Raw genomic sequence first — 9,338 nt, forward strand, 5'->3', positions numbered from 1 at the left:
CCCAGCGCCGCCCGACACTACGTACGCGGTGGTCCTCGAGGCCACCTGACGAACCACCGAAGGACTCTCATGGCAGGCAACTCCAAGCGCCCCGGCGCCGTCCGCAAGGCCGGAAGCAAGAAGGGGCCGCAGGTCGGCACGGGCGGTCACAGCCGCCGCGCGCTGCGCGGCAAGGGACCGACGCCCAAGGCCGAGGACCGCGAGTACCACCCGGCGCACAAGCGCAAGGTCGCCGCGGAGAAGCGGGCGGAGACGCAGCAGCGCCGGGACGCCTCGCGGGGCGTGGTGCGCGGCACCCGCCGGTCGACCGACGGCGCCGAGGTCGTGGCCGGCCGCAACGCCGTGCTCGAGGCGCTGCGCACCGACCTGCCGATCACGGCGCTGTACGTCGCGAGCCGGATCGAGCACGACGACCGCACCCGAGAGATCCTGCAGCTCGCCTCGGAGCGCGGCCACGCCCTGCTCGAGGCGTCCAAGCCGGAGCTGGACCGCCTCACGGACGGTCAGGTCCACCAGGGCATCGCGGCCCAGGTGCCGCCGTACGAGTACGCCGACGTGGACGACCTGCTCGACGCCGCCGAGGCCTCGGGCCGCCCACCGCTGATCGTGGCGCTCGACGGCGTCACCGACCCGCGCAACCTCGGCGCCGTGCTGCGCTCCGCCGGCGCGTTCGGCGCCCACGGCGTGCTGGTGCCCGAGCGTCGTGCGGCCGGCGTGACCGCCTCCGCCTGGAAGGTCTCGGCCGGTGCCGCCGCCCACGTGCCCGTGGCCCGGGCGACCAACCTGGCCCGCGCGCTGACCGAGCTGAAGAAGGCCGGCTGCTTCGTCGTCGGGCTCGACGGCGACGGCGACACGGAGGTGGGCGAGCTGCAGCTCGCCACCGACCCGCTCGTGCTCGTGGTGGGCTCCGAGGGCAAGGGGATGGGGCGTCTGGTGCGCGAGACGTGCGACACGGTCGCCGCCATCTCGATCGACGAGGGCGCGGTCGAGTCGCTCAACGCGGGCGTGGCCGCGGGCATCGCGATGTACGAGATCGCCAAGGCGCGCCGCTCGGCCTGAGCGACGGCCTGAGCGACAGGCCCGACGACGACGGAGGCCCGGCGGCACCTGCCGCCGGGCCTCCGTCGTCCCCGGGACCCTGCGAGGGGACGCTGCGCGCAGACGCGGCTCAGCCGAGCAGCGTCTCCTCGTCCTCGTGGGCGCGCTCGGGGGGCAGACCCAGCACGGCCTGCTCGTCCGGCCGGTGCCGCAGCACCTGGTCGACGTAGCTGATCGCGGCCTCCGGCATCGGCACGTCGCGGTGCACGCGCTGCGACAGGTACCAGCGGTGGTCGAGGATCTCGTGGAACAGCTGGGCCGGCTCGAGCTTCTTGCGCAGGTCGCGCGGCACTGCCGCGATCGTGGGCTCGAAGGAGTGCAGCAGCCAGTCGTGCGCCACGAGCTGCTCGGAGTCGTTGAGGCGGTCGGTCGCCGCGCGCCACGAGTCGAGGTCGTTGAGCAGCCGGCGGGCCTGGTTGTCCTGCACGTCCAGGCCGGTCAGGCGCAGCAGGCGCCGCGAGTGGTGCCCGGCGTCGACCACCTTGGGCTGGATCTGCACCGTGGTGCCGTCGATGTCGGTGACGATCGCGAGCTCCCCGACGTCGAACCCGAGGTCGTTGAGCCGCCGGATCCGCTCGTCCACGCGCCACCGCTCGTCGGCGGAGAACGACTCCACCTTGGTGAGGGCGTCCCACAGCTCGGTGTACCGCTCCACGAGGGCGTCCCCGATGCCGATGGCGTCGACCTCCTCGTCGAGCAGCTCGCCGGCCTCGAGGTCGAACAGCTCGCCGATGATGTTGGTGCGGGCCAGGTCGAGGTCGTAGGCGCGCTGGCCGGACGTCAGCTCTCGGTGCAGGTCACCGGTCTCGGCGTCCACCAGGTAGGCGGCGAACCGGTCGGCGTCACGGCGGAAGAGGGTGTTGGACAGCGACACGTCGCCCCAGTAGAAGCCGACGAGGTGCAGCCGCACGAGCAGCACGGCCAGGGCGTCGATGAGGCGGGTCGCGGTGTCCGGGCGCAGCGCCTGGCTGAACACGGCGCGGTAGGGCAGCGAGAAGGCCAGGTGCTCGGTGATGATCGCGGCCTCGAGCGGTTCGCCGTCGTCACCCACGCGGCCCGTCACCACGGCCAGCGGCACCACGGCCGGCACCTCGAGCTTGTGCAGGCGGCGCAGCAGCTCGTACTCGCGGAACGCGTAGTGGTCGCGCGTCTCCTTGATGGCCAGCATGCGGCCCTTGAGCCGCACGAACCGCACCACGTGCCGGGAGATGCCTCGGGGGAGGGCAGCGAGGACGTCGTTGGGCCAGTCCTCGAGCGGCACCCTCCAGGGCAGGTCGAGCAGCGCCGACTCCGGCGTCGCCGCGGTGATCTGGAGGTTCTCCACTGACGGGTCCTTCGAGGGTCGTGCGCGGGGGCTGCGCGCGGGCGGGGCGTCGTCACCTTACGCGGTGCAGGTGACCGGACGGTGACGGCGCGGTGCAGACGACGAGGGCGGGCCCGGCGACGCCGGGCCCGCCCTCTCGCGGTGCGGGGTGACTCAGCTGAGGCGGTTGCCCGTCGCGGCCGAGAACACGTGCGACTGGCCCGGCTTGATGGCGACGTTGATGGTGTCGCCCTTCATCGGGACCTCGCGCGGGTCGATGCGCACGATGACCTGGTCCGAGTCGCCGGCCGACAGGTCGCTCGCGCCGACGTCGCTCTTGAGCGAGCCGTACACGAACGCGTCGGAGCCGAGCTCCTCGACCAGGTTGACCTCGACCTGGAACGAGCCGGCGGTGCCGGAGCCCACGACGTCGAGGGACTCGGGGCGGAAGCCCACGGTCACCTTGCCGCCGTCGGCCTCGGTCAGCGCGTCGACCACGGTGCGCTCGAGCGGCACCTGGGCGTTGCCGACGAGGGCGGCGCCGTCCTTGACCTGGAACGTGCCGATGTTCATGGCGGGGGAGCCGATGAAGCCGGCGACGAACACGTTGGCGGGCTGGTCGTACATCTCGCGCGGGGTGCCGACCTGCTGCAGGACGCCCTTGTTGAGCACCGCGATGCGGTCGCCCATGGTGAGGGCCTCGGTCTGGTCGTGCGTGACGTAGACCGTGGTGACGCCGAGGCGGCGCTGGAGCGAGGCGATCTGCGTGCGCGTCTGGACGCGGAGCTTGGCGTCGAGGTTCGACAGCGGCTCGTCCATGAGGAACACCTGCGGCTGGCGCACGATGGCGCGGCCCATGGCGACGCGCTGGCGCTGACCGCCCGAGAGAGCCTTGGGCTTGCGGTCGAGGTACTCGGTGAGGTCGAGGATCTTGGCGGCCTCCTCGACGCGCTGGCGGATCTCGGCCTTGGGGGTGCCGGCGATCTTCAGCGCGAAGCCCATGTTGTCCGCCACCGACATGTGGGGGTACAGGGCGTAGTTCTGGAAGACCATCGCGATGTCGCGGTCCTTGGGCTGCACGTCGGTGACGTCGCGGTCACCGATGAGGATGCGGCCGCCGTTGACGTCCTCCAGGCCGGCGAGCATGCGCAGCGACGTGGACTTTCCGCAGCCCGAGGGGCCGACGAGGACGAGGAACTCGCCGTCCTCGATGTGAAGGTTGAGCTGGTCGACCGCGGGGCGCTCGGTACCGGGGTACAGGCGAGTCGCGTGGTCGAAGGTGACCGTGGCCATGTGAGTGGTTCCCTCCACCGGCAGGTACGTGCCGGACGATCCGTTGTGTCGGGTGCCGCTGCGTTCACGACAGGCGTGTCTGCGTTGACACTTGATTGAGTTGTGGCACGACGCCGAGGACGACGTCGTCCCTCGCCACCCTGGGGTGACGCGCCCGAGCCTACCCCGAGGCCGGGGCGCGTCACCCCATGATCTTGGTCACGAAACAGTCACGCCCGGTTGCGGAGGGCGCCGGCGAGGTAGGTCAGCACCGCGCCGACGGCGTCCGCGTCGGCCACGCGCAGGCGCGCCACCGTGTCCCCGTCGCCCACCTTGATGCCGACGTCCCCGGGTCCCAGCGTGGCCAGGGCGTGCTCGTCGGTGGTGTCGTCACCGGCGTACAGCACGCGCACCGTGGCGGGCGGCGCGCCGGCGGCCGCCGCGAGCTCCTGCCCGACGACGTCGCGCAGGCGGGCCAGTGCCGAGCCCTTGTCGGCCTCGACGACGGCGACCTCGACCACGTCCTTGCCGTGCAGGGCCCTCAGGCCCAGCCCGGCCACGACGGCGTCGGCGCGCTCGACCGCCCGGGCGGCGGCGTCGGCGGGGGAGCGCCGGGTGTGCAGCACGGCGGCGGCGGGCTTGGTCTGCACCCAGGCGCCCTCGACGCCGGCCGCGACCTCCTCGAGGCCGGCCACGAGCCGGTCGAGCACGTCCTGCTGCTGCGGCGTGAGCTCGACGGGCACCGCCTCGACCTCGCCGTCCGGCAGGACCAGGCCGGTCTCGGCACCGTGGCTGCCCACCAGGTAGGCGCCGGCCGGCGGCCGGGCCAGCGCGGCCAGGTCGGCCAGCGCGCGGCCCGACACCAGGGCCAGACGGGTGGCCGCGTCGTCGGGCAGGGCGGCGAGCGCGTCGACGCCCGCGCGGGCCGCCGCGGTCATGGCCGACGTCGTCGGGTCGTCGACCAGCGGCGCGAGCGTGCCGTCGAAGTCGAGGGCCACCAGCACGGCCGGCAGCCCGCCGCCCGTGCCGGGCGCGGCTGGCGCGGCCAGGGCGTCGAGGGCGGCCGCCAGGTCGCCGCCGACGACCTCCCGAGCGGAGACGGGGACGGCCTCAGACATGGCTCGTCCGGCGCGGCATCGCGGTCAGCACGCCCAGGAAGCTGTCCGACCACTTGGCGACGTCGTCGTTCATCACCTTGCGGCGCAGCCGGCGCATGCGGCGCCGCTGCTCCTTGGGGTCCATCTTCGCGGCCTGCACGATGGCGTCCTTGAGGCCGTCGATGTCGTGCGGGTTGACCAGCACCGGTCCCGGCGCGAGCTCGTCGGCGGCGCCGGTGAACTCGCTCAGCAGCAGCACGCCCTGCTCGTCCGAGCGGGCCGCCACGTACTCCTTCGCCACCAGGTTCATGCCGTCGCGCAGGCTCGTGACGAGCATGACGTCGGCGGCCAGGTAGAGCGCCGCCATCTCCTCCGGCGGGTAGGAGTGGTGCAGGTAGTGGATGGCCGAGTGGCCGAGCTCGCCGAACTCGCCGTTGATGTGGCCCACCAGCACCTCGACGTGCTCGCGCAGCTCCTGGTAGGCGCCCACGTTCTCGCGGCTCGGGCTGGCCACCTGCACCAGCGTCGAGCTCTCGACGTCGAGCCGCCCGTCCTGCAGCAGCTCGCCGTACGCCTTGATGCGGTGGCGGATGCCCTTGGTGTAGTCGAGGCGGTCGACGCCGAGCATGACCACCTCGGGGTCGCCCAGGTCCGCGCGGATCTCCTTGGCCCGTGCCTGGACCTCCGGCGTGCGGGCGAGCTCGTCGAACCGCGTGGAGTCGATCGAGATGGGGAACGCCGCCGCGCGCACGTGGCGGCCGGGGCCGCCGTCCTCGTCCGTCATGGTCACGATCGGCCCGCGCGTGGTGTAGTCCGTCAGGCGGCGTACCGCCCGGATGAAGTTCGACGCGTCGCCGCCGCGCTGGAACCCGAGCAGGTCGGCGCCCAGGAGCCCCTCGATGATCTGGCGGCGCCACGGCAGCTGCTGGAACAGCTCCACGGGCGGGAACGGGATGTGGTCGAAGAACCCGATCCGCAGGTCGGGGCGCTGGTCGCGCAGCATCTTCGGCACCAGCTGGAGCTGGTAGTCGTGCACCCACACGACGGCGCCCTCGGCGGCCTGCGCCGCGGCGGCGTCGGCGAAACGCTGGTTGACGCGACGGTAGGCGTCCCACCACTGGCGGTGGTACGTCGGGGTCGCCACCACGTCGTGGTACAGCGGCCACAGCGTGTCGTTGCTGAAGCCCTCGTAGTAGCGCTCGATCTCCGCCTGGCTCAGCGTGACCGGCACCAGCCGCATCTCGTCGGCGTCGAACGGCTCGTGCGCCAGGTCGGGTGCGCCGGACCAGCCGACCCACGCGCCGTCGGCCTGCTGCATGACCGGCTCCAGCGCCGTGACCAGCCCGCCCGGGGACCGCTGCCAGTCCACGCCGCCGTCGGAGCGGACGGAGAAGTCCACAGGGAGGCGGTTGGCGACGACGACGAGGTCGTACTCGCCACCGACGGAACGGTCACCGGTCTGTTCTTTGCCGGTCAATGGGAATCCTCCCGGTTCGGCTGGGGGTTGCTTGACGGTCTCAGGGTACTCGGAGAGCAGGTCCACGGCCTGGTGAGAGCCGTGTCGTGACCGCGCGGCGGGTGCCGGCGGCCACTACGGTGTGCGCCATGGGAGACGTCGAGGGGTCGGTCGAGGGGTCGCAGACGGCCGCCGGGACCCCCGGGCGCCTCGCCACCGGCACCGAGGTCGGCGGCTACACCGTCCGGTCCCTCCTCGGCCAGGGAGCGATGGGCGCCGTCTACGAGGCCGTGGACGGCGGCGGCGAGGCCGTCGCCCTCAAGGTGCTCCACGCCCACCTCGACACCGACCCCGTCGCCCGCGAGCGTCTGCGCCGCGAGGTGCAGTCCCTCCAGCGCCTGCGCCACCCCGCCGTCGCGCGCGTCATCGACGCCGAGCTCGACGGCCCCGAGGCGTTCGTGGTCACCGACCTGGTCGACGGCGCCACGCTGGAGGACGAGGTCGACGAGGGCGGGCCCCTGGACCCGGTCGACCTGTACGAGCTGGCCGACCAGCTCGCCGGCGCCCTGGAGGCGGTCCACCTGGCCGGCGTGGTGCACCGCGACCTCAAGCCGTCGAACGTGATGGTCACCTCGCACGGCCCGGTCATCATCGACTTCGGTATCGCGCAGGCCGCGGGCGACAGCCGCGCCGCCGCGCTGACCTCCCCGGGGTTCGTCATCGGCACGCCCGGCTACCTCGCCCCCGAGCTGCTCGACGGCGGGGCCCCCACGCCCGAGTCGGACTGGTGGAGCTGGGCGGCGCTCCTGGCGTTCGCCGCCACGGGGCGCTCCCCGTTCGGCGTGCGTCCCACCGAGCTGGTGCTGCGCCGCTCCCGCGAGGGGCGCGCCGACCTCGTGGGCCTGCCCGCGCGCACGGCGCGGGCGCTCGCGGGCGCCCTGCACGCCGACCCGGCGCTGCGGTGGGGCCCGACCGACGTCGCCCGCTCGCTGCGCCGGGACGCCGAGGAGGCTGCTGCTGCGGCGCGCCGGCTGGGGGCGCCGCTCGTCGGGGACGACGAGTCCACCCAGCGCATCGCGGTGCACCCGGAGGCGACGCAGGTGCTGGGGCTGCCCACGCAGGACCTCGGGCCGCTGACGGAGGTGATGGCTCCGGCGACCGACGTGCTGGCCGACCCGGTCTACCCGCTCCCGCCGTCGGTGGAGCCGCCGATGACGGCCGAGGAGCGGGACCGCGCGCTGGCGAACGACGGCGCCACCCGGACGATCCCGGCGATGCCCGCACCGGCGGCCGTGCCGGTGGGGGAGGTGCGCTACCAGCCGTACGAGGCGATCGCCGGGCCGCAGGAGCCCGAGGTGCCCGAGCCGTACGTGCGGCCGGTCCACCGCCGCCGTACCGGCACGGTGCTGGCGTTCCTCGCCCCGCTCGTGGCGCTGGCGGCGACGCGGCCCGGGGTCGCGTTCTGCGTCCTGGCCGCGCTCGTGGTGGTGTGCCGGGTGGTGGGCGCGGCGTCGGAGTCCCTGCACGGGCGCCGCGAGCGGCGCGGCGGGGTGCGGGGGTCGGACGGCGTCGTGGCGGCGCTGCGGCTGCCGTGGCACGTGGTCGCCGGGACGGTGGGCGCGGTGCCGCAGCTGCTGGTCGCGGCGTGCGCGGGCGTGCTGGTCACGGTCCTCGGGTTCTGGGTGTTCGGGGACGGGCGGTTCGTGGTGCTGCCGCGCACCGACGTCGCCTCGCGGGCCGTCGGGGGCGTGAACGCGACCATCGTGTTCTGCGGCGTGCTCGCCGCGGCGATGCTGGTGGCCGCGGTGGCAGGGTGGTTCGGCCCGGCCGGCCGCACGGCCCGGCAGGGCGCCCGGGTGACGCTGGGCGTCCTGGCGCCCGGCCTGGCGGGCGCGGCCGTGGCCATCGCCGTCTGCCTGGTCGCCGCGTGGCTGCTGGCCCGGCCGCTGCTGGACCTGCCGCCGGTGATCCACTGGTGGCCCTTCACCGGACCACCAGGGTTCTGACGCACGGTTTTCTGACGCGGTCCCGGGCCGCCGGTAGGCTGGTGAGCGCCGTCGGACGGCGGCGCCAGGCGTGCCGAACGAAGGACCACGATGTCGACGAACAGCCCGAACCTCTCCAAGGCGCAGCGGCGTGAGGCCGCCCGCGCGGAGGCTCTCGCCCTCAAGCAGAAGCAGGCGGCGCGGGACAGGCGCAACCGGATCGTCACCCTCGGTGTGCTCGGTGTCGTGCTGGTGGCGCTCGCGGCCATCGTGATCTACATCCTCGGCCAGAGCGACACCGGCAGCGGCCCCGAGGTGGAGGACATCCCGCTGAGCGAGGTCGCCACGGTGCCCGCACCGGCGCGCGCCGACGGCGGCATCCCGGTCGGCACCGACGGGGTCGCGGGCGGCGAGGGGGCGGCCGACGCCCCCGAGGTGGGCGTCTACTTCGACTACATGTGCCCCATCTGCGGGGACTTCGAGGCTGCGAACACCGCGTCGATCGAGGCGATGATGAGCAGCGGCGCCGCCAACGTCGTCTTCCACCCCGTGTCGATCCTCGACCGGGCCTCGGCCGGTACGGCGTTCTCGACGAGGTCGGCGGCCGCCGCGGCGTGGGTGGCCGACCGTGCCCCCGAGCACTTCCTCGAGTTCCACGACACGCTGTTCGCCAACCAGCCCGCCGAGCGCTCGCGCGGCCTGTCGAACCGGGAGATGGCGGACCTCGCCGTGGAGGCGGGCGTGCCGCAGGACGTGGCCGACGGCATCGCCGACGGCACCGCGCACCAGGACTACGGCCAGTGGGTCTACTCGGTCACGCGCCAGGTCACGGCCGACGAGGCCCTCGCCAACCCGCAGACCGGCGGCTTCGGCACCCCCACCGTGACCATCGACGGCGAGCGCTGGGGCGGCGACTGGCGCGACCCGGCCGCCCTCCAGCAGGCCGTGGCCGAGGCCGCCCGCTGACCTGCTGACGACCGGCTGAGAGACGAGTACGGCCGCGCGGGCGGGGATCGGTAGTCTGGTCCCCGCCCGCGCGGCCGTCCACGTCCGCGCCGCACGCCGCCTTAGCTCAGCTGGTAGAGCTCCCGTCTTGTAAACGGAAGGTCGTCGGTTCGAACCCGACA

Annotated in this window: 7 protein-coding genes and 1 tRNA gene; 4 read left to right on the forward strand and 4 right to left on the reverse strand. The window is 73.9% G+C overall.

Annotated features, from left to right (window positions below; translation table 11 throughout):
- The first annotated feature begins 69 nt into the window (after window positions 1-69).
- Window positions 70-1,059, forward strand: a complete 990-nt coding sequence (gene rlmB, locus DNL40_RS15750) for a 23S rRNA (guanosine(2251)-2'-O)-methyltransferase RlmB (RefSeq protein ID WP_111252214.1) — start codon at window positions 70-72, stop codon at window positions 1,057-1,059.
- A 109-nt stretch (window positions 1,060-1,168) separates the two neighbouring features.
- Here the strand turns inward: rlmB and DNL40_RS15755 are convergent, their stop codons facing one another.
- The 4 genes from DNL40_RS15755 to DNL40_RS15770 all read right to left on the reverse strand — a co-directional run bounded on the left by DNL40_RS15755 (window position 1,169) and on the right by DNL40_RS15770 (window position 6,247).
- Window positions 1,169-2,422: a DUF4032 domain-containing protein gene (locus DNL40_RS15755; protein WP_111252215.1), complete on the reverse strand. Its 1,254-nt coding sequence runs from the start codon at window positions 2,420-2,422 to the stop codon at window positions 1,169-1,171.
- Between the two features lie 153 nt (window positions 2,423-2,575).
- Entirely contained in the window at window positions 2,576-3,694 is a 1,119-nt protein-coding gene (locus tag DNL40_RS15760; protein WP_111252216.1) for an ABC transporter ATP-binding protein, read from the reverse strand.
- A 209-nt stretch (window positions 3,695-3,903) separates the two neighbouring features.
- Window positions 3,904-4,791, reverse strand: coding sequence for a trehalose-phosphatase (gene otsB / locus DNL40_RS15765; protein WP_111252217.1), 888 nt, complete (start codon window positions 4,789-4,791; stop codon window positions 3,904-3,906).
- Window positions 4,784-6,247, reverse strand: a complete 1,464-nt coding sequence (locus DNL40_RS15770; RefSeq protein ID WP_111252218.1) for an alpha,alpha-trehalose-phosphate synthase (UDP-forming) — start codon at window positions 6,245-6,247, stop codon at window positions 4,784-4,786. Before DNL40_RS15770 ends, otsB begins: the two co-directional genes overlap by 8 nt.
- A gap of 128 nt (window positions 6,248-6,375) precedes the next feature.
- On the opposite strand from DNL40_RS15770, the gene DNL40_RS15775 reads away from it, so the two are divergent.
- The 3 genes from DNL40_RS15775 (at window position 6,376) to DNL40_RS15785 (ending at window position 9,338) form a co-directional block, all read left to right on the forward strand.
- Complete coding sequence (locus DNL40_RS15775) at window positions 6,376-8,232, forward strand: serine/threonine-protein kinase (RefSeq protein ID WP_111252219.1); 1,857 nt, start codon at window positions 6,376-6,378, stop codon at window positions 8,230-8,232.
- Between the two features lie 90 nt (window positions 8,233-8,322).
- Window positions 8,323-9,177: a DsbA family protein gene (locus tag DNL40_RS15780; RefSeq protein WP_111252220.1), complete on the forward strand. Its 855-nt coding sequence runs from the start codon at window positions 8,323-8,325 to the stop codon at window positions 9,175-9,177.
- A 103-nt stretch (window positions 9,178-9,280) separates the two neighbouring features.
- Window positions 9,281-9,338, forward strand: a tRNA-Thr gene (locus DNL40_RS15785).

This window comes from Xylanimonas oleitrophica, assembly GCF_003244315.1.
In the GTDB taxonomy this organism is placed as follows: domain Bacteria; phylum Actinomycetota; class Actinomycetes; order Actinomycetales; family Cellulomonadaceae; genus Xylanimonas_A; species Xylanimonas_A oleitrophica.